18 protein-coding genes are annotated in these 19231 nt (G+C 66.1%); 11 read left to right on the top strand and 7 right to left on the bottom strand.

Annotated features, from left to right (window positions below; genetic code table 11):
- Nucleotides 1-4 precede the first annotated feature (4 nt).
- Entirely contained in the window at nucleotides 5-946 is a 942-nt protein-coding gene (locus ACFZAI_RS24260; protein ID WP_391569324.1) for an FxLYD domain-containing protein, read from the bottom strand.
- A complete protein-coding gene (locus ACFZAI_RS24255) occupies nucleotides 936-1823 on the bottom strand; it encodes an FxLYD domain-containing protein (protein WP_391569323.1) in 888 nt (295 codons plus the stop codon). The genes ACFZAI_RS24260 and ACFZAI_RS24255 overlap by 11 nt, the downstream gene beginning before the upstream one ends.
- A gap of 197 nt (nucleotides 1824-2020) precedes the next feature.
- Between ACFZAI_RS24255 and ACFZAI_RS24250 the strand changes: the two genes are divergently transcribed.
- Nucleotides 2021-2785, top strand: coding sequence for a TSUP family transporter (locus tag ACFZAI_RS24250; RefSeq protein ID WP_391569322.1), 765 nt, complete (start codon nucleotides 2021-2023; stop codon nucleotides 2783-2785).
- On the opposite strand, the gene ACFZAI_RS24245 is transcribed toward ACFZAI_RS24250, so the two are convergent.
- The 4 genes from ACFZAI_RS24245 to ACFZAI_RS24230 all read right to left on the bottom strand — a co-directional run bounded on the left by ACFZAI_RS24245 (nucleotide 2782) and on the right by ACFZAI_RS24230 (nucleotide 6698).
- Complete coding sequence (locus tag ACFZAI_RS24245; RefSeq protein WP_391569321.1) at nucleotides 2782-3222, bottom strand: CBS domain-containing protein; 441 nt, start codon at nucleotides 3220-3222, stop codon at nucleotides 2782-2784. The genes ACFZAI_RS24250 and ACFZAI_RS24245 overlap by 4 nt on opposite strands.
- Nucleotides 3223-3353: 131 nt before the next feature.
- The gene (locus ACFZAI_RS24240) at nucleotides 3354-4259 is read right to left on the bottom strand and encodes a LysR family transcriptional regulator (RefSeq protein ID WP_391569320.1); all 906 of its coding nucleotides are present in this window, start codon (nucleotides 4257-4259) and stop codon (nucleotides 3354-3356) included.
- A 124-nt stretch (nucleotides 4260-4383) separates the two neighbouring features.
- Complete coding sequence (locus ACFZAI_RS24235; RefSeq protein ID WP_391569319.1) at nucleotides 4384-5511, bottom strand: acyl-CoA dehydrogenase family protein; 1128 nt, start codon at nucleotides 5509-5511, stop codon at nucleotides 4384-4386.
- Between the two features lie 11 nt (nucleotides 5512-5522).
- Nucleotides 5523-6698: an acyl-CoA dehydrogenase family protein gene (locus ACFZAI_RS24230; RefSeq protein ID WP_391569317.1), complete on the bottom strand. Its 1176-nt coding sequence runs from the start codon at nucleotides 6696-6698 to the stop codon at nucleotides 5523-5525.
- Between the two features lie 199 nt (nucleotides 6699-6897).
- Here ACFZAI_RS24230 and ACFZAI_RS24225 point away from each other — a divergent pair, with 199 nt between their 5' ends.
- Complete coding sequence (locus tag ACFZAI_RS24225) at nucleotides 6898-7710, top strand: crotonase/enoyl-CoA hydratase family protein (protein WP_391569316.1); 813 nt, start codon at nucleotides 6898-6900, stop codon at nucleotides 7708-7710.
- Between the two features lie 54 nt (nucleotides 7711-7764).
- Nucleotides 7765-8946 carry a beta-ketothiolase BktB gene (gene bktB / locus ACFZAI_RS24220; protein WP_391569315.1) on the top strand — a complete coding sequence of 394 codons (1182 nt, stop codon included), beginning with the start codon at nucleotides 7765-7767 and terminating at the stop codon, nucleotides 8944-8946.
- Between the two features lie 146 nt (nucleotides 8947-9092).
- Here the strand turns inward: bktB and ACFZAI_RS24215 are convergent, their stop codons facing one another.
- A complete protein-coding gene (locus tag ACFZAI_RS24215) occupies nucleotides 9093-9866 on the bottom strand; it encodes an IclR family transcriptional regulator (protein ID WP_391569314.1) in 774 nt (257 codons plus the stop codon).
- Between the two features lie 114 nt (nucleotides 9867-9980).
- Between ACFZAI_RS24215 and ACFZAI_RS24210 the strand changes: the two genes are divergently transcribed.
- The 8 genes from ACFZAI_RS24210 (at nucleotide 9981) to ACFZAI_RS24175 (ending at nucleotide 19230) form a co-directional block, all read left to right on the top strand.
- Entirely contained in the window at nucleotides 9981-10784 is an 804-nt protein-coding gene (locus ACFZAI_RS24210; RefSeq protein ID WP_391569313.1) for an enoyl-CoA hydratase, read from the top strand.
- Nucleotides 10781-12865: an acetate--CoA ligase family protein gene (locus ACFZAI_RS24205; RefSeq protein WP_391569312.1), complete on the top strand. Its 2085-nt coding sequence runs from the start codon at nucleotides 10781-10783 to the stop codon at nucleotides 12863-12865. The genes ACFZAI_RS24210 and ACFZAI_RS24205 overlap by 4 nt, the downstream gene beginning before the upstream one ends.
- Before the next feature lie 45 nt (nucleotides 12866-12910).
- Entirely contained in the window at nucleotides 12911-13879 is a 969-nt protein-coding gene (locus tag ACFZAI_RS24200; protein WP_175171340.1) for a tripartite tricarboxylate transporter substrate binding protein, read from the top strand.
- A 5-nt stretch (nucleotides 13880-13884) separates the two neighbouring features.
- Nucleotides 13885-15165, top strand: coding sequence for an acyl-CoA dehydrogenase family protein (locus tag ACFZAI_RS24195; RefSeq protein ID WP_391569311.1), 1281 nt, complete (start codon nucleotides 13885-13887; stop codon nucleotides 15163-15165).
- A 31-nt stretch (nucleotides 15166-15196) separates the two neighbouring features.
- On the top strand, nucleotides 15197-16246 hold the full coding sequence (locus tag ACFZAI_RS24190; protein WP_391569310.1) for an acyl-CoA dehydrogenase family protein: 1050 nt from the start codon (nucleotides 15197-15199) through the stop codon (nucleotides 16244-16246).
- Nucleotides 16247-16296: 50 nt separating this feature from the next.
- Entirely contained in the window at nucleotides 16297-17067 is a 771-nt protein-coding gene (locus ACFZAI_RS24185; RefSeq protein ID WP_391569309.1) for a spermidine synthase, read from the top strand.
- 143 nt (nucleotides 17068-17210) lie between these two features.
- Nucleotides 17211-17963, top strand: a complete 753-nt coding sequence (locus ACFZAI_RS24180) for a GntR family transcriptional regulator (RefSeq protein ID WP_391569308.1) — start codon at nucleotides 17211-17213, stop codon at nucleotides 17961-17963.
- The gene (locus ACFZAI_RS24175; protein ID WP_391569307.1) at nucleotides 17914-19230 is read left to right on the top strand and encodes a malonyl-CoA decarboxylase domain-containing protein; all 1317 of its coding nucleotides are present in this window, start codon (nucleotides 17914-17916) and stop codon (nucleotides 19228-19230) included. Before ACFZAI_RS24180 ends, ACFZAI_RS24175 begins: the two co-directional genes overlap by 50 nt.
- The last annotated feature ends 1 nt before the right edge of the window (nucleotide 19231 follow it).

The following is a 19231-nucleotide window of genomic DNA, read 5'->3' as shown; positions in this document are numbered from 1 at the left end:
CGAGCTAGCGCGCCGTGACGTCGTACACCACGCCAACCCGCGCAAAATTCCCGCCGTACTGCTTGACGACGACTTCATACGGGGCGCTTTCGCCGGGTTGCAGCTTGGGCAGGCGCAGTTCCTTGAAGGTGGCGCCGCTGAGCTTGTCCTGGGCGTCATACAGGCTGACCCAGACCCGCACGTTGTTCACTTCCGCCTGATCTTCATTGCGCACACGGCCTGTCACAGTGACGTACTTGTAACGGTAGCGGTAGCTGAAGTTCAGCGTGCCGGTGCCGACGCCGGCCTCGGTGTTGTCGACGGAAATGTCCAGCTTGGGCCGGGGGCCGGGCAGGGCGGCGCGCTTGGCGGGCATCCAGTCGGTCTTGAACTCGGTGTAGCGTTCGTAGTTGCCGCCCACCAGCGCTACCGGCACGCGCTCGCCCGGATACAGATAGGCGGGCAAGGTCCAGTCCTGCCGGACCTTCAGCGGGGTCGAGCCGTCGAACACGGTGATCTGCGCCTTGGGCGACAGGGCCACATAGTCCGGGCTGGTGTTGACGACTTCCGCGTACATGACCGGGCGGTCGATTTCATCCAGCAGCCGGCGCGGCGCGGACAAGGTCAGCGCTTTGGTGTCGAATAGCGCAAAGCCGGGGTCCAGCAGTTCTTCGGTGGTCAGGCGCACATGGTCGATCACCCGCACATCCGCCGGGCTGACCCGCACCATGCGGGTGGCGGGGGCGGCTTCTTTGGGCGCTTCCGCCTTTGCAGTCTCCACCTTTGCCGCTTCCATGCTCTGCGCGTCATGGCCCGGCCCGTCTTGCATGCCGAGTTGGCTCATGGCCCAGGGGCCGGCGGCGGTGTACTTCATCAATGCAAACCCGGCGGCCGCCAGAATGATCAGCACCAATACGGCCTTGGCCGGCCAGGACAGCGGCTGGGCGCCGCGACGATCAGCTTTCACTTTGCACCATGTAGTCGTAGGACGCGACCTTGCCGTCGCCGAACATTTCGCAGCGGGCATCGAACGCCGACATGGCGCCCGGGGCCAGCGTGCCGGCGGTGGCGTAGCCGTTGCCCGTGCCGATCATGGCGCCATCTTCGCCATACAGGATGACGGTGATCTGGGTGCCGTTGGCGTCGCCATGTCCTTGATTCTTCAGCAATCCCACCAGCCGGTACGCGCCATCGTTCTTAACCAGCTGCACCCGGCTGGCCACCACATCGTTGGGCTTGCCGCGGGCGGGCGTAGGGGTGGCGACCTGTAGCGTGTAGCGCGTATAGGCTTTGTCCGGCGCCGAGATCCGCAGGGGCGCGTACTCGCCCGGCTGAAGCGAACGCGCCGAGGGCGAAGCCCAGGACGACGTCAGCGTCAGCTCACCCTGAAAGAAGGTGGCCGTGACGCGCGGCGGGTCGATCTTCTTGCCCGTTTCGTTGCGCATGATCATGACCAGCTCTTTGCTGCTGCGCACCGGGATCTCGCGCACATCGGTCAGCTTCACCAGCGAGGCGTCGATGGGCGGCGTGACGGCAGGCGCACGATAGGGTGTAGACGTCCGGTTTGAAGACGCCAGCGATATCACCAGCGGCACGACCACCGCGGCCACCACTACGAAAGCGATCGCAGCCAGCGCCCCGGGTTTGATCGCTGTGTGCTGCGTGGGCTGCTGCATGCCGCGCAGAATCTTTTCCAGCCGCTGGGCAACGTCATCCTCGACCAGCGTCAGCGCATGGCAGTGGTTGCAGCGGTATTCATTGGGAGCCAATTTGGTGAACGCCGCGCTGCCGCAAGTCGAGCAGGTCAGGGTTACCGTGTTGATGGTGGTGTGTTTAGGCGTCATGGGGGCGTCATTCTGAGCGCGAGCTTTCCGGCAAGGACGGACAGGGCGGCAAGAATAGCGGCAGCACGCAGTGGCCGGGTTCAGGGACGCTTCCAGTTGTGACAAGATATGTGATTCGGCATGCTGACCCGCCCGCCTCGGGCGGGTGGCCAGCACCCCGGTGATATCATCGCCGCGACCCCAAACCCTTCAAGCGCATGAGCCTCTCCCATCACTTGCTGTTCCTGGCCTGCGTGGCGCTCGCCACCTATGCCCAGACCATGACCGGCTTTGCGTTCGGACTCGTGCTTCTCGGTTTGTCGGGTGTGTTCCAGCTGGCGTCGGTGTCGGAAGTGGCCAACGTGGTCAGCGTGTTGTCGCTGGTGAACGCCGCGGTAACGCTGGCGCGGGCCAAGCCGCAAGTGAACTGGTCGCTGATGCGGCCGGCCATGATCGCCAGTTTGGTGGGCGTGGGCGTCGGGGTTGCCGCGCTGACGTGGATCAGCGGGTCAATGGCCGTCTTGCTGCAACTGCTGTTGGGCGTCACGATTCTGGCCTGCGCCATCTTGCTGGTGGCGCGCGCCAAGCCGCTGGAACGCTTGTCGTCCAAAGCATCATTCGTATTTTTCGGCGGAATTTCCGGCGTGCTGGGCGGCTTGTTTTCAAGCGCCGGGCCGCCCATGGTGTATCACCTATACCGCCAGCCCTTGCCGCTGGCGTCCATCCGCAACAGCCTGTTGGTGCTGTTTTCGCTGAATGCCGTGGTGCGCCTGACGCTGGTGACCGGGCAGGGCGCGTTCATGGCGTCGTCATTCTGGCTGAGCTTGCAGGCGTTGCCGGTGGTGATAGGCGTGACGTGGGTGGCGCGCCGCTACAGCACGGCCGGGTCGATGAAGACCGTCAAGCGCATGGTGTTCGTGCTGTTGCTGGCAGCCGGCATGGGGCTGATTGTGCCGGCTGCGCGGATACTGGCGGCGGGCTAGCCGTGGCCGCCGCTGATGTAGCGTTCGAGTTCGTGGATGATGAATTTCTGCTCGCTCATGATGTCCTTGACCAAGTCGCCAATGGACAACAGACCAATCAGCTTTTCGTTGTCGATGACCGGAAGATGACGAAAATGCCGTTCCGTCATCATGGCCATACAGTGTTCCCGGGTGTCGGTGGGGCTTACGTAATAGACGGAGTCGGTCATGATGTCGCGCACTTTGGTGCTGCGCGACGAGCGGTCTTGCAGAACGACTTTGCGGGCGTAGTCGCGCTCGGAGAGCATGCCCAGCACGGTGTCGCCTTCCACCACCACGACGGCGCCGATGCTGCGTTCGGCCATGGTCTTGATGGCGTCGAACACCGAAGAATCCGGTGAAACCGTCACGACGGAATTGTTCGACTTTTCCCTAAGAATCTCAGCAACTGTTTTCACGATGTGCTCCCGGATCGCTGACAAGGTTCAAACGCCGGCCGCGCGTCGCGCCCTTGGTCTGACGGGGCGCCGCGGCGCAACCATGCTCCATCCTAAGCCTGCGGGCCATCTTGCCGCAAGCGCGGCGCCGCTTATTTGACACCCTTGTCACGGAACGACTGGCTTGCCAGTTCGCGCAGGTTGCGGGCGGCGCTGCGCTCGATATCCGGGTTCCACGCCAGGGAAATGCCGATGGATGCGTCCGCCGGAAAGTCCGCCAGCGTCTTGTAGACCACATTGGGGCCGGGATGGCGCCGGCTGCCGGCCGGCACCAGCGCCACGCCCAAGCCGCTTTCAACCAGGCTCAGCAGCGTTTGCACCTGCACGGCTTCCTGCGTGATGCGGGGCGTGAAGCCGCGCAACTGGCAAGCGTTGATCGCCGCCATGCGTAGCCCCGCGGCTTCGGTGGCGGTGTACATGATGAAGGCCTCGTCCGCCAGATCAGCCAGCCGGATGCGGCCGCGGCGCGCCAGCGGATGGCCCTTGGGCACGGCCAGCGCAAAGTTCTCGGTGGTCAGAGGGGTTAGGCGAACGTTCGAGCCCATGGCCACCGGCACGCGCACGATGCCGACTTCCAACGCGTCTTCGGCCAGGTCCTGCATGATGCGGATTGACGTGGCTTCGCGCAGCACCACCGTCACGCCCGGATAACGCTGGCGAAACGCGGGCAGAATGCGGGGCAGGATGCCATGCGTGGCGGAACCCACGAAGCCGACGCGCACCGTGCCGCCTTCGCCCGCCGCGCCCGCGCGCGCCGCCAGGCGAAACTGCTCGGCATGGAACAGCGCGCGGCGCGCTTCGTCGCGCGCCGCCAGGCCGGCTTCGGTCAGCTGCACGCCCTGGCGTCCGCGCACAAACAAGGGCACGCCCACCATCTCTTCAAGCTTGCGGATCGACACCGACAACGGCGGCTGCGACACGTGCAGCTTTTCGGCCGCGCGGTGAAAGTTCAGCGTGTCGGCAAGAACCAGGAACTGCTGAAGATGGCGAAAATCCATGGGGGCGGTCCGGGGCGAGGGTTGCCCACGATGATACGGCCCGCGTATCGGATTCGGCATCGGTGCTATCCCTTCGGAATCAGGCAGGACGGTATCAGACCAAGCGGTATCAGGCCGGCCGGTATCAGGCCGCTGCGCCTTGCAGTTCCGTACGCAAGTACGTCAGCGCATCCCGATGGCTATTCAACGCCGCTGCGCCGATCCGCGCGTGCCAATACGATTCCGACCCGCCCGCCAGACGCCAGTCGCGCAACCGTCTGGTGTAGCACTGCAAGTTGAATTCCGCCGTGATGCCGATGGCGCCATGCACCGCGTGCGCAATGTCGGCGACAAGCGGCGCGGCCTGGCTGGTGCGCGCTTTGCCCACTGCGGCCATTAACGCTTGCGGTTGGCCGCCGCGCCCCTGGAACGCCAATTGCGCCGCCATGCGCGCAGCCCACACGTGTTCCGCCATCACGCTGATCTGTTGCTGCACCGCCTGAAAGCGGCCGATGGCTTTGCCGAACTGCGTGCGTTGGTTGGCATAGTCCAGCGTCATCGCCAACACGCGGTCCATGGCGCCGGCCATCAGTCCGGCATACGCGATGGCGGCGAGTTCCTCCAACGCCGTGCCGCCATGCTCACGGTGGGCAACAAGCAAGGCCTCGGATGCTTCGCCAGTCCTGCGCACGGCGGTACGGGGCGCCACAGACGCTTCGCCATCCACGCGCACGGCGGTACGGGGCGCCACAGACGCTTCGCCATCCACGCGGACGGCGGTACGTAAGCTCCAAGACGCCTCTCCATCCAGACTGCCGTGCACCCCGTTGGGCGCGATGCATCCGGCCGCAACAGGCAGCAGCAAGACGTGCCCGTCAACCTGCGCCAGAACGTGATCGGCCACGCGCACCCACGGCACGTTCACGCCAGTAATGCGATCCTGCTGCATCGCCAAACCCTGCGCGGCGATGGCGATGGACCCCTTAGGCACGGGGTGTCTCGCACGTGCGAGCCAGGCGCGCGCCAGCACGGTGTGCGCGATGGGGTAGGGGCACAGATGCCGCCCGGCCGCCCATACCACGGGCAGCGCATCGGCCAAATCCAGGCCCGCGCCGCCTTGCGCTTCGGGCACCAGCGCATCCGCAAAGCCTGCGTCTTCGCAGGCCTGCCAGGCGGCGGCAATGCTATGGCCTTGTTCCGCGGCGCGTAACAGCGCGGGCGTGCAGGTGTGGGCGAACAGGCGTTCGGCGGCGTCGCCAAGCAAGGTGTCCATCGTGATCGTCCTTATCGAAGTCCCAGCCCGCGCGCGATGATGCCGCGCAGGATTTCGCGCGTGCCGCCGCGCAACGAGAATGTGGGCGCCACCTGCTCCAGGTACGCCAAGGTGCGCAATACCGGCACGGGAATCGGCGCATCGGGATGGCGGCCCAGCGCGTCGCCGATCAGACGCGGAATCTGTTGTTCCAGCTCGGTTCCCAAGTCCTTCACCAGTGCGGCTTCGACGGCCGGGCTGGCCCCCGCCGCGAGCTTGCCCGCCACCGCCAGGGACATCGCGCGCAGCACCGCCATTTGCGACAGGATGCTGCCCAGCACGGCATGATCGTTCGTGTGGTGCGGAGCATCCGCGCGGTGCGCCGGACCCGAACGGCGGCGGCAATGCGTCAGCCAGCATTCCAGCAGCGCGATGCTGGAATACAAACGTTCTGGCCCGCTGCGTTCAAACGCGAGTTCGGCATTCACCTGCGCCCAGCCCGCGCCTTCCTGGCCGATCAGCGCGTCGTCCGCCAACTCCACGTTGTCGAAGAACACTTCCGAGAAATGCGCGTCGCCCGCCAGGTCTTCGATGGGGCGGATCGACACGCCGGGCAGCGACAGGTCAATGATGATTTGCGACAAGCCCTGATGCCGGTCTTCCGCCGTGCCGGATGTGCGGACCAACGCAATCATGTAGTGCGAACGGTGCGCGTTGGTTGTCCAGATCTTGCTGCCATTCAAGCGCCAGCCGTTCGCAGTGGACTCGGCGCGGCTGCGGATGCTGGCCAGGTCCGAGCCTGAACCGGGTTCGCTCATGCCGATGCAGAAGAAGGCGTCGGCGCGGCAGATGCGGGGCAGGTAGAACGCCTGCTGCGCGGGCGTGCCGTACTTCAGGATCAGGGGCGCGCTTTGGCGGTCGGCGATCCAGTGCGCCGACACCGGTGCGCCCGCGCCCAGCAATTCTTCCGACAGCACGAAGCGCGCGAAATGCCCGCGCGCCGCGCCACCGTATTCGCGCGGCAGGGTCAGGCCGAGCCAGCCGCGTTCGGCCAGTTGGCGGCTGAAGCCTGCATCGAACCCCATCCACGAACGCGCGCGTTCATCGGGTTCCAGGCCGTCCAGCGTCTCGGCCAGAAAGTCGCGCACCTCGGCGCGCAAGGCTTCATCGGCGGCGGGGATGGCGGTGAGTTCCAGCGTGTCGATCATGCGTCGCTCCGGTGCGGTCCCGCTATGTCAAAGGCGGCTCGAAAGCGGACTATCGCGGCGTGGGGCGGCGTGCGTCCAATATTATTTTTGGGCGTTTCGATACGAATCTCGTATCACCCGCGCGAAAACTAATATTGGACGGCAAGCGACGCCCGCGCCTACGCTGCGGTGATTCACCCTTTCACTATCAGGAGCGGGCATGACGGAACTTGTGCATTACGAACGAGACGCGCAGGGCGTGGCAACGTTGACGCTGGACGACCCGGCTACGCGCAACGCGCTGACGGGCAGCGCCATCGTGGACCAGATGCTGGATGTGTTCGCACGCATCGAACGCGACCCCGCCGTGCGGGTGCTGATCGTGACGGCGGCGGGAGATGTGTTTTCATCGGGCGGCAACATCCACGACATGCAGCGGCAGATTGGCCCTGACGTCGGCAGCGCCGCGTTGCGTCAGGAGTACCGGCACGGCATCCAGCGTTTGCCGCTGGCGTTGCACGCGCTGGAAGTGCCGACGATCGCCGCCGTGAACGGTGCCGCCGTCGGTGCGGGCTGCGACCTGGCCTGCATGTGCGACGTGCGCATCGCCGCCGAAGGCGCATCGTTCGCGGAGAGCTTCGTGAAGCTGGGTTTGATTCCTGGCGACGGCGGCGCCTGGTTCCTGCCGCGTTTGATCGGCATGGCGCGCGCAGCCGAGATGTCGTTCACCGGCGACGCCATCAGCGCGCAAACCGCGTTGGACTGGGGGCTGGTGTCGCGCGTGGTGCCGGCGGCCGAATTGCTGCCTGCCGCGCACGCGCTGGCCAGCCGCATGGCGGCGAATTCGCCGGACGCCGTGCGCCTGACCAAGCGCCTGTTGCGCGAAAGCCAGCATGCCCGCCTGGACCACTTGCTGGAGCTGTCGGCCGCCTATCAGGCGTTGGCGCACAAGACGCCCGCGCACGCGGAGGCGGTGGAAAATTTCATCGCACAACGCGCCGCGCGCAAAGCGGGACGCCCGTCGGGCGGCTAGGCAGAGAGGGGGTAGGCGGCAGTATGATGGTGCGCATTACAAGGAGGAAACACCATGAATGAAGTCATCGTCGCTTCGGCCGTCCGCACCGCTATTGGCGATTTCGGGGGCGCGCTGAAAGACGTGCCGCCGTGCGACCTGGGCGCCACCGTCATCCGCGCCGCGCTGGAACGCGCGGGCGTCCAGGGCGACGAGGTCGGCCACGTTGCGGTCGGCCACGTCATCAACACCGAACCGCGCGATATGTACCTGTCGCGCGTGGCCGCCATGAATGCGGGCATCGCCAAGGAAACCCCGGCCTTCAACGTCAACCGCCTGTGCGGTTCGGGCTTGCAGGCCATCGTGTCGGCGGCGCAAACCATCTTGTTGGGTGATGCCGATATCGCTATCGGCGCGGGCGCCGAAAGCATGAGCCGCGCGCCGTACATCGTGCCGTCGCAGCGCTGGGGCGCCCGCATGGGTGACAGCGTCATGCTGGACATGATGACGGGCGCATTGTCTGACCCGTTCGGCCGCATGCACATGGGCGTTACCGCCGAAAACGTGGCCGCCAAGTTTGGCATCAGCCGTCAGGACCAGGACGCGCTGGCCGCCGAATCGCATCGCCGCGCTGCCGCCGCCATCGACGCGGGCTACTTCCGCGACCAGATCGTTCCCGTCGTGCAAAAGACGCGCAAGGGCGAAGTGGTGTTCGACACCGACGAGCACGTGCGCCGCGACGTGTCGGCCGCCACCATGGCCGCACTGAAGCCGGTTTTCCAGAAAGAGAACGGCACCGTCACGGCGGGCAATGCGTCGGGCCTGAACGACGGCGCGGGCGCCGTGGTGCTGATGAACGCGTCGGTTGCCGCCAAGCGCGGCATCAAGCCGCTGGCGCGTCTGGTGGCTTACGCGCACGCGGGCGTCGACCCCGACATCATGGGCATCGGTCCGGTACCGGCCACGCAAGCCGCGCTCAAGCGCGCCGGCCTGACGGTGGACCAGCTGGACGTCATCGAAGCCAACGAAGCCTTCGCTGCGCAAGCGTGCGCCGTGTCGCGCGAGCTGAAGCTGGACCCCGCCAAGGTCAACCCGAACGGCAGCGGCATTGGCCTGGGCCACCCCATCGGCGCCACCGGCGCGATCATCACCGTCAAGGCGCTGCACGAGCTGCAACGCGTGGGCGGGCGCTACGCGCTGGTGACGATGTGCATCGGCGGCGGCCAAGGCATCGCCGCGATCTTCGAACGTATTTAAGCGTTTGATCCCAAGCGGCCTGCGCCAGTAATGGCGCAGGCCGCTTTTTTGGCTGCGCCCGGAATTTCTACCCTTAGCCCCGGATGTCTACGCGTCGCCTCGGACTTGTACGAGCCGCGCCGGACCTCTACGCGTTGCCTGCATTTCTACGCATCCCCCAGATAGTCCTTCGCCCAGGCCAGGCATTCGGCATGCAGCAACGCGCCCATCTCCGCGCGTCTTGGCGCGTCCAGCCGGCTGCTGATGGCGCCGAAGCTGAACGCTACCCAGGTCAGTTCCGACACCGGAAACGCCACGCCCACGCCGGACACGCCTGGCGTGATCGTGTCCACAATTTCGGCATGGCCGGTGGCGCGCGTCTGTTTCACGGCCTTCATCAACGCGCTGCTGGACACGCCAATCTGCGCATAGCTGGCCGCATGCCGCGCATAGAGCGCAGCGATGTCTTCATCGGGCAGGCTCGCCATCAGCGCCAGGCCGCCCGCGCCCACGCCCAGCAAGCGGCGTTCGCCCTGGTCAATCGTGAATACCTTCACCGGAAACGACCCGGCTTCGCGTAGCAGGCACAGCGCGTAGTCGCCCTGGCGAATTACGAGAAAGACCGTGTCGCCCGACAGCCGCGCGAGTTTTTGCGCGAAGGGGCGCAGCGCGTCCAGCAAGGGCGTGCGCCGCAACGCCGCAAAACCCAGCTGCATGGAATCCACGCCTAGCCGGTAGCGGCGCGTGCTGCCGTCGCGTTCGGCGAATTGTTCTTCCAGCAGGCAGCTCAGCAGCCGATGCGCGGTAGAGCGCTCAAGCCCCGTCGCATTCATCACCCCTTGCAGATCCAGCCCGTCTTCCTGGTGCTGCGCCAGCACGCGCAGCAGGCCGAGCGCGCGCCGCATGCTTTGGGTGCCGCCGGTTGCCGTGGATTTGTTCATATTGTGGGAAAAGTTGATTGAATATTTTGTATTCTAGGATTTGAGGTGCGTTAATTCAATTCAATCGATCCGCGCCATCCGTCGAGCGCGGGCATAGCAAGCGTTGAGGAGACTATGGAATACGCCACCCTGGCCGTCGAACGGCTCGACTCGGTATGCCGCATCAGCCTGGCGCGCGAATCTGCGCGCAACGCCCAAAGCCAGCAGATGCTGGACGAACTGGATGACGCCCTGACGCGCGCCGAGCAAGACGATGCCGTGCGGGTCGTGGTGCTGGCCGGGCGCGGTGCGCACTTCTCGGCGGGCCATGACCTGAAGGAAGCGCAGGCCAAGCGTGCCGACTTCACCGTGGAAGAACGCTGGGACTATGAGTCGCGCCGTTACTACGGCTACTGCCTGCGCATTTGGGATTTCCCGAAACCCACCATCGCCCAGGTGCAAGGCGCCTGCGTGGCGGGCGGCTTCATGATCGCCAATATGTGCGACCTGGTGGTCTGCTCAGACACCGCGTATTTCTCTGATCCGGTGGGCCACACGCTGGCGGCCGCCGCCACCGAAGTGCTGATCCATCCCTGGGTGATGGGGCTGCGCAAGGCCAAGGAAATGCTCTACACCGGCGAGAAGGTCGACGCGCAGGAAGCCTTGCGCATCGGCATGGTGAACCGCGTGGTGCCGGAAGCCGAACTGGATGAAGCCACCTTGGCGCTGGCTCGCCGCATTGCGCAGGCCCCGCCGTTTGGGCTGCGGCTGATCAAGCGGTCGCTGAACCGCACGGCCGATGCGCAGGGTTTCCGCACGGCGTTGTCGGCGCACTTCGACACGCACCAGCTGTCGCACCTGAGCGAAGAGTTTCAAGCGGTGCGAGAGCGCGGTCTGGCGCAAGCCATTCAGCGCAACAAGAAGGGCGAAACGGCATGAGGGCCGCGCTGGATTGTCTGCTGAATCCGGGGTCTATCGCCATGATCGGCGCCAGCGCCAACGCGGGGCGCATCGGCGGCATGCCGCTGGAATTGTTGACGCGCTTTGGCTACGCGGGCGGGATCTATCCCGTGAACCCCAAGTACCAGGAAGTGTTCGGCAAGCGCTGCTGGCCCAACATCGAAGCCGTCCCGGAACCCGTGGACCTGGCAGTGCTGGCGATTGCGGCGGCAGAAGTCACGCCCATGCTGCGCCGCTGCCACGCCAAGGGCGTGCGCGCGGCCATCGTGTACGCCGCCGGCTTCGCGGAAGCGGGCGGCGAGGGCCAGCGTTTGCAAGACGAACTGGAAGCCTTCGTGGCGGATAGCGGCATGGCGGTGGCCGGCCCCAACTGCATGGGCTTTGCCAACCTGAACACGCAGGCGCACACGGCGTTTGCGTCTGTCTTCAAGACCGCGCCTGCCCAGAGCAGGCCGGGCGTGGTCAGCCTGCTGACGCAAAGCGGCAATGTGTGCGCAGCGGTGTACGCCATCGCGCGCAAGCTGGATTTGCCGTTCTCGCACTTCATCAATACGGGCAACGAAGCGTGCCTGGATTTTTCGCAGTATCTGGAATATCTGGCGGCCGACCCGCAGACGGAAATCGTGTTGGGCTACATCGAGCAACTGCGCGATGGCGAACGCTTTGTGCGCGCCTGCCGCGAGCTTGAACGCCAAGGGAAACTGCTGATTGCATTGAAGGCCGGCAATACGGACAAGGGCGCGCAAGCCGTGCGTTCGCATACGTCTGCGCTGGCGGGCGACCGGCGCGTGTACGCGGCGGCGTTCCGGCAATTGAATGTGATCGAGGCATCGGACTTCGCCCAGATGGCGCACCTGGCCAGCCTGGCCACGCTGCGCCATCGCAGCGCGGGCAAACGCGTGGCGGTGCTGACGATGTCGGGCGCATTGGGCGCCATCCTGGCCGATAAATTCATCGGCGCAGGGCTGGACTTGCCTGATCTGCCCGAGGCCTTGCAAGCCGTGTTGCGCGGCGGTATTCCCGATTACGGCATGGTGGGCAACCCGGTGGACGTGACCGGCAATGTCGTCAACGACCCCGACTTTGTGCGCACGGTGTTGCAGGCGCTGGCCACCACCGACGCGATTGACGCAGTCGTCGTCTATGCGCCCGGCTACATGCTCGACCGCATGGCGGATGCGCTGGCCGAGGCCTCGCGCCAGCATCAACGCCTGTTCATCGCCGTCGACACGGGGCTTGCGCAAAGCCGCGCCGCCTTGCGCGAGGCCGAAGTGGCCGTGTTCGATGACCTGGGCCTGGCCGTGTCCGCGCTGGCGCCGTATCTGTTGTGGTGCGAGGCGCGTGGGAAGCCGCGCATTGCGCCGATGCCGCCGCTTAAGGCCATGCCAGCGCCGCCGTTGCCCTGCAACGAAGCCGACGCGCGCGCCTACGTTGCGGCGTTTGGCTTGCCGCAGGCGCGTGTGCATTGCGCCCGCGATGCCGATGAAGCCGTGGCCCAGGCGCAAGCAGCCGGCTACCCCGTGGCCTTGAAAATTCTAAGCGCCGACATCGCGCACAAGACGGAAGCGGGCGGCGTGGCCTTGGGGCTGTCCGGCGACGACGCCGTGCGCGCCGCGTTCGATCGGGTGCGCCAAGCCGCTGCGCAAGCGCAGCCGGGCGCTCGCATCGACGGCGTGATGGTGCAGAAGATGGAACGCGGCGTGGCAGAGCTGATCGTGGGCGCCACGCGCGACCCCGTCTTTGGGCCCGTGCTGACCGTGGGCCTGGGCGGCGTGCTGACCGAGATCTATCAAGACACCAGCCATCGCTTGCTGCCGGTGGACGAGCACATCGCCTTGCAGATGCTGCATGAACTCAAGGCGTTTGCGCTGCTGGACGGTTATCGGGGCAAGCCCCGCGCCGATCTGGCGGCGGCGTGCCGCAGCATTGTGGCAATTGGCAATGCGCTGCTTGCCGCGCCCGCCCACGTGGCGGAAATTGAAGTGAACCCGTTGCTGATCAAAGAGGCGGGACAAGGCGTTGCGGTACTGGACGCCCTGATCCTGCCCACAACCCCGTAGCGCCATCGCGCAACCCGCGCAGCGCATCCCCAGGAGGAGACAAGCATGATGAAGAGACTATTGGCCGGCGTCGCGCTGGCCTGCATTGGCGTCGCGAACCCGTCGTACGCCCAGGACCCGTATCCCAGCCGGCCCGTGCGCATCGTGGTGCCGTTTTCACCGGGCGGCGCGGCCGACATCATGAGCCGGCTGCTGGCCGAGCGGCTGACGGCGAAGCTGGGCCAGACGGTCATCGTCGAAAACAAGCCGGGCGGCGGCACGATGATCGCGTCTGATTATGTGTCGCGCGCCGAGCCCGATGGCTACACGCTGCTGATGGCGGCCTCGTCGCTGGGGATTGCGCCCAGCATCTACGCCAAGGTCAATTACGACCCTATCAAGGACTTCGCGCCGGTCAGCCAGGTGGCGTCGGTGGTGCACGTGCTGGAAGTGCATCCGTCGATTCCGGCCAAGAACGTGGGCGAACTCATCGCCTACCTGAAGGCGAACCCGGGCAAGGTCAGCTATGGCTCGGTGGGCACGGGCAGCTCCACGCATTTAGAGGCCGAACTCTTCAACAGCATGGCGGGCGTGCAGATGGCGCACATTCCGTACAAGGGCAGCGCGCCCGCGCTCAATGACCTGGTGGCCGGGCGCATCCAGGTGATGTTCGATGCCTGGGCCTCGTCCGGCCCCTTCGTCAAGGACGGCAAGTTGCGCGCGCTGGCGGTCACCACAACGCGGCCGTCGGCCTCTGTGCCGGATCTGCCCACGGTGGCGGGCTCGGGCCTGCCGGGCTATTCCGCGATGCCGTGGCTGGGCCTGGTGGCGCCGGCCCGCACGCCGCAACCGGTGATCGACAAGCTCTACCAGAACCTGGCGCAGATTCTGGAGCAGCCCGATGTGAAGGCGCAGTTTGTGGGGCTGGGGCTGGACATCATCGGCAGCGACCCCAAGACGTTTGCCGCCTTCATCCGGCAGGACGTGACTACGTGGGCCAAGGTGGCGCGCGAGTCGAATATTCGCCTGGAGTAGCAGGAATGAGTGAAGTGCAATCCGCACGCAACCCCGCAGGCGACCCCGCAGGCAACCCCGCGTGCAACCCCGCATGCATCCCCGCATGCATCCCCATAGGCAACCCCGCGTGCGATAGCGCAACGCCTGACGACGCCGCATTTCGGCTGTCGTTGCGCGCGTGGCTGGCCTCGGCCTATGCCCGGTTCGCCCGGGACTGGCCGGGCGGCGCGGCCCCGCGCGACCTGGACTTTCGCCGCGCCTGGGAAGACACCTTGTGCGCCAACGGGTGGTCGGGCTTGGGCTGGCCCAAGGCGCACGGCGGACAGGCTTTGCCGCTGTCTCGCCAAGCCGTGTTCCATGAAGAGCACGCGCGCGCTGGCGCGCCGCTGGGCGTGAACCTGATTGGCCACGGCATCCTGGCGCCGACCTTGCTGCACTTTGGCACCGACGCGCAAAAGGCCCGCTTCCTGCCCGGCATTCTGTCCAACCGCGAAGTCTGGTGCCAGGGCTATTCGGAACCGGGCGCGGGGTCCGATCTGGCATCCGTGCGCACCCGCGCCGAGCCCGTTGACGGCGGCTACCGGCTGAACGGCCACAAGATATGGACCTCGTTCGCCGACCGCGCGCAGTGGTGCTTCGTGTTGGCGCGCACCGATCCGCAAGCGCCCAAGCACAAAGGCTTGAGCTTCTTGTTGGTAGACATGCGCAGCCCCGGCGTGCGGGTTGAGCCCATCCGCCAGATCACGGGCGAGGCCGAGTTCTGCGAAGTGTTCTTCGAAAATGTCTTCGTGCCGCAGGACTTGCTGCTGGGGGAACAGAACCAGGGCTGGAAGGTGGCGATGGCGGCGGCCAGTTTTGAACGCGGCACCTACTTCATCCCGCGTCTGGTGCGCTTTGCGCAAGAGCTCGGCACGGTGCGCCAGTTGGCGCTGCGCCCCGACGCCTATGGTCATGTGCCGGCCTCGTCCGCTTCGGTGCGCCACAAGTGGGCAAGGCTGGCGGCGGACAGCCATGTGCTGGCGTTGAAGTCGCAGCGCGCGTTGGCGGGCGCCATGCGGGGCGATCCGCCCGGGCCTGAGGGTTCGTCCACCAAGATTCACTGGAGCGAAGCGCATCAGCGCTTGCTGGAATTGTCGATGCAGCTGCTGGGCGAATCCGCCTGCCTGACCGACGGCGCCGACGAGCAGGCCGCCACGCTGACGCACGCCTACCTGTGGTCGCGCGCCGAGACCATTCTGGCGGGCACCTCCGAGATCCAGCGCAACATCATTGCCGAGCAGATGCTGGGCTTGCCCAAGCTTTGAAACCCGATCTGAAACCCCTACGCACATCACCATGACTTTTCTGCTGACTGAAGACCAGCGCATGCTGCAAGACGCGGCGCACCGCTATTTGTCGGAACGCCATCCGCTGTCATGGGCGCGGCAAGCGGCGGAGCGCACGCACGCTGAACGTCTGGCGCAATGGCGCGAGCTGGCCGAGCAAGGCTGGCCGGCGCTGTTGGCCTCCGCCGGACAGGATGGCTTGGGGATGGGTCTGGGTCTGGGTTTGTCCGACGCGTGGGTGGTGGCTGAGGCGGCTGGCCGTCATCTGCTTAGCCTGCCGCTGGCGGCCAACATGGTCGTGCTGCCTACGCTCTTGGATGCGGGCATCAACGGGCTGGCGGCGCAATGGGCGCGTGAAGTGATGCAGGGCGACCGCTATTTTGCGGACGCGTCGGTACGCCCCGATGGGTCGATCTTCATCGAAGGCGCGGGCGAGGGGGTGTCGGCGTTGTCCGTACGCTGCACGGGGCCGAACGCCTTGCTGCTGGAACGCTACGCGCCCGTTGGCGGCTTGGCAGGGTTGGACCCGACGATGCCGGTGGCGGTGGCCGCGCGGCCCGACGTGCTGGATCGCATCGAACTGCCCATTGGCGCGGAAACCGCGCGCCGCTTGCGAACCCGGCTGACGCTGCTGCGTTCGGCCGAACTGTTGGGCGCGGCTACGGCGGCCCTGGATATGGCGGCGGACTACGCCCGGGAACGCCGGCAATTCGACCGCGCCATCGGCGCCAACCAGGCCATCAAGCATCGGCTGGCGGACGACTGGATGGCGCTGGATGATGCCCGGCTGGCCGGCATGGCTGCGGTGGCGTCGCACGACGCCGGTTCCGAAAACGCGGATCTCGATGCGCTCTATGTGCCGCTGCTGGCGGTGGAAGGCGGCCGCCGCACCGTGCAAAACGCCATCCAGACCCACGGCGCCATGGGCATCACGTGGGAATGCGATGCGCATCTGTATCTGAAGCGCGTGCTGCGGCTGGCGGCGGCGCTGCATGCCGAGGCGTCGTGCACGGAACTGTTGGAACGAATCTGGGAAGGCGGCGCGGCAGTAGCGGCGTAAGCGGGGCCGCCGCGCCTGACGCCGCGCGGCGTCCGCCCTACAATCCCGCCATGCATAAATCGAACTTCCCCTCTGAACTTGATCAGCCGACGCTGTCCGAAGTGGACGGCGTGCGCTATTTGCACTTCAACACCGAATGGGTCCAGGGCGCCATGCGCATCAAGAACCCGTCGGAACTGGTGCTGGAATACACCGGCCAGATGATGGCCTGGCTGCTGTTTCTGGAGCCGCCCAAGGAAGGCGCCATCGGCATGCTGGGCCTGGGCGCGGGGTCGCTCGTGCGGTTCTGCGTCAAGCACACGCGCAGCCCTTTGCTGGCGGTGGAGTGGAACCCGCGCGTGACGGCGGCCTGCCACATGTTCTTCCGGCTGCCGGGGGCCAACCGACTCGAGGTCGAGCACGCGGACGCAGGCGCCTGGGTGGCCGACCCCATGAACGCGGGGCGTTGCCCGGTGTTGATGGTGGACTTGTACGACGCGGCCGCCCAAGGGCCGGTGCGCGACAGCGTGAAGTTCTACCGCGATTGCCGCCGCGTGTTGGGCGACGTCGGCGTGCTGGCCGTGAACCTGTTCGGCCGCCACGAGAGCTTTGGCAAGAACATCGACAACCTGTCCAAGGCCTTTGACGACCGCGTGGTGCTGCTGCCCGAGGTCGACGCGGGCAACCAGATCGTGCTGGCATTCTCCGGGCCGCGTCTGGCCGTGACCCCGGCGGATCTGCTGGCGCGGGCCGAGGTGGTGGAATCGAAGTACGGCTTGCCGGCGCGACGCTGGGCGCGGGCGCTGACCAGTCACGCCGTGGACGGCGTGCTGCATTTCTAAGGCGATCGCCCGGCGTTCTGCCGGGCGTGTTTCCCTATTAGGGTAGGTACGGGGGCGGAAGGGGGTTTACCTTTTTCCGTGGCGGGCTCTATCATGGCCTTATTCATAATTATGAATTACGGCGTAGTTCAAGCCGTTCATCCATGAGCCAACCCATCGTCCGTCAAGCCCTGTACCTGGAAGTCGCGGATCGCCTGCGCGCCATGATCCATGCGCGAGCGTTAAGCAATGGCGAATGGATCGACGAGCTTCGGCTGGCGGGCGAAATGGGTATTTCGCGCACGCCGCTGCGCGAGGCCCTGAAGGTGCTGGCCACCGAAGGGCTGGTGCGGCTGGAACCGCGCCGCGGCTGCTTCGTCAATGAGCTGTCCACGCAAGACCTGGAAGACATCTTCCCGCTGATGGCCATGCTGGAAGGGCGCTGCGCCTTCGAGGCCGCCCGCAAGGCCACCGACGCGGAACTCGCGGCGCTGGAGCCGCTGCACGCCGAGCTGGCGGGCCACGCCCAGGCCGGCCGCATCGACGCCTACTACCAAACCAACTACCTGATCCATGAAGCCGTGCAGGCGCTGGCCGGCAACCAATGGTTGTCTGATATGGTTGGCAATCTGCGCAAGGTGCTCAGCCTGTCGCGCCACCGCAGCCTGGCGCGCCCCGGGCGCATCCAACAATCCTGCACCGAACACCTGGCCATTTTCGAAGCGCTGAAGGCGCATGACAGCGACGCCGCGCAGGCGCTTGCCCACACTCATCTGATGCGGCAGCTGGAAGCGCTGCGCGTGTTGGCCAATGAAGACGCCGCCGATCCGGCGTTATCCGATCCCATCGTTATCCAGGAGCCCGCCCATGTCCGACCCCGCCAATCTCGCGCCCGCGCGGGGCGCACGCACGCCTGAGCCCGAGGCCGAACTGATTGACGCCGCAACGGCGGCCGAAAGCGCCAGCCTGATGACGCGGCTGGGCCGGTTGTGGGAACGCGGCCGCCTGCCCAGCGAATCCGAAGTCCGGCGCCTGTTCGAAGCGCGCCTGACCGACGTCGCCGCCAACAAGCTGGCGCGCCGCTGGTGCGAGCAATACAGCGCCGCCGACGGCAAAGACCGCCGGCTGATGCTGGCCGCCTTGGCGCAGGTGCGCGCAACGTATGCCGGCGACGGCGGCGAAGGCACGCGTCTTTTCAAGCGATTCAACGGCTTGCCGCAGGGCCTGCGCTTCCTGGTGGAACTGCGCGCCGACATGGTGCGCTGGCGCAAGCAGGTGTCCGGCATTCAGGGGCTGGACAAGGAACTGGAAGCGCTGCTGTCGGCGTGGTTCGACGTGGGCCTGCTGGAGCTGCGTCCGCTGACGTGGGATTCGCCCGCGTCGCTGTTGGAAAAGCTGATCCTGTACGAAGCCGTGCACGAGATCAAATCCTGGGATGACCTGCGCCGCCGCGTGTCGCCCGACCGCCGCTGCTATGCGTACTTCCATCCGCAAATGCCGGGCGTGCCGCTGATTTTCGTGGAAGTCGCCTTCGCCAGCCAGATGGCCGATAACGTGCAGGTGCTGCTGGACAGCACGCTGCCGCCGCAGGATCTGGACAAGGCGCGCTGGGCCATCTTCTATTCCATTTCGAATACGCAGCCGGGCTTGAAGGGCATCAGCTTTGGCAATTTCCTGCTCAAACGCGTGGTGGAGCAACTGCTGGAAGAGTTGCCCAAGCTGAAGGCGTTTGCGACCTTGTCGCCGATTCCCGGGTTCTCGGATTGGCTGAGCAAGCTGGATGCCGACGCCGTGGAAGCCATCGTGCGCGAAGACAAGTCGCGCGCCAAAGACCGCAAGCGCGAAGGCGTGCCGGACGGCCAGCGCTGGGTCGCCCGCCTGGCCACGGCCGCGCAGGGCAAGGCGTCTGATGTCGTCAAGCGCGCGGGCTTCAAGCTGGCGGCAGCGTATCTGCAATCCATGAAGAACGGCTTGCCGGTGGACGCCGTGGCGCGCTTTCACTTGGGCAACGGCGCGCGCATCGAACGCCTGAACTGGGCGGCGGACACTTCGCCCAAGGGCCTGAAGCAGTCGTGCGCGCTGATGGTCAATTACCTGTATGACCTGGACGAGCTCGACACCAACCTGGCGCGTCTAGGCGAAGGCAAGCCCCAGGTGAGCCGGAGCGTGGGACGCGTGGCCTGAA

This window comes from Achromobacter sp. NPDC008082, from assembly GCF_042957345.1.
In the GTDB taxonomy this organism is placed as follows: Bacteria; Pseudomonadota; Gammaproteobacteria; order Burkholderiales; family Burkholderiaceae_B; genus Achromobacter; species Achromobacter kerstersii_A.
The sequence above is the reverse complement of the archived record's forward strand: the minus strand, read 5'-3'. Positions and strand labels throughout refer to the sequence as shown.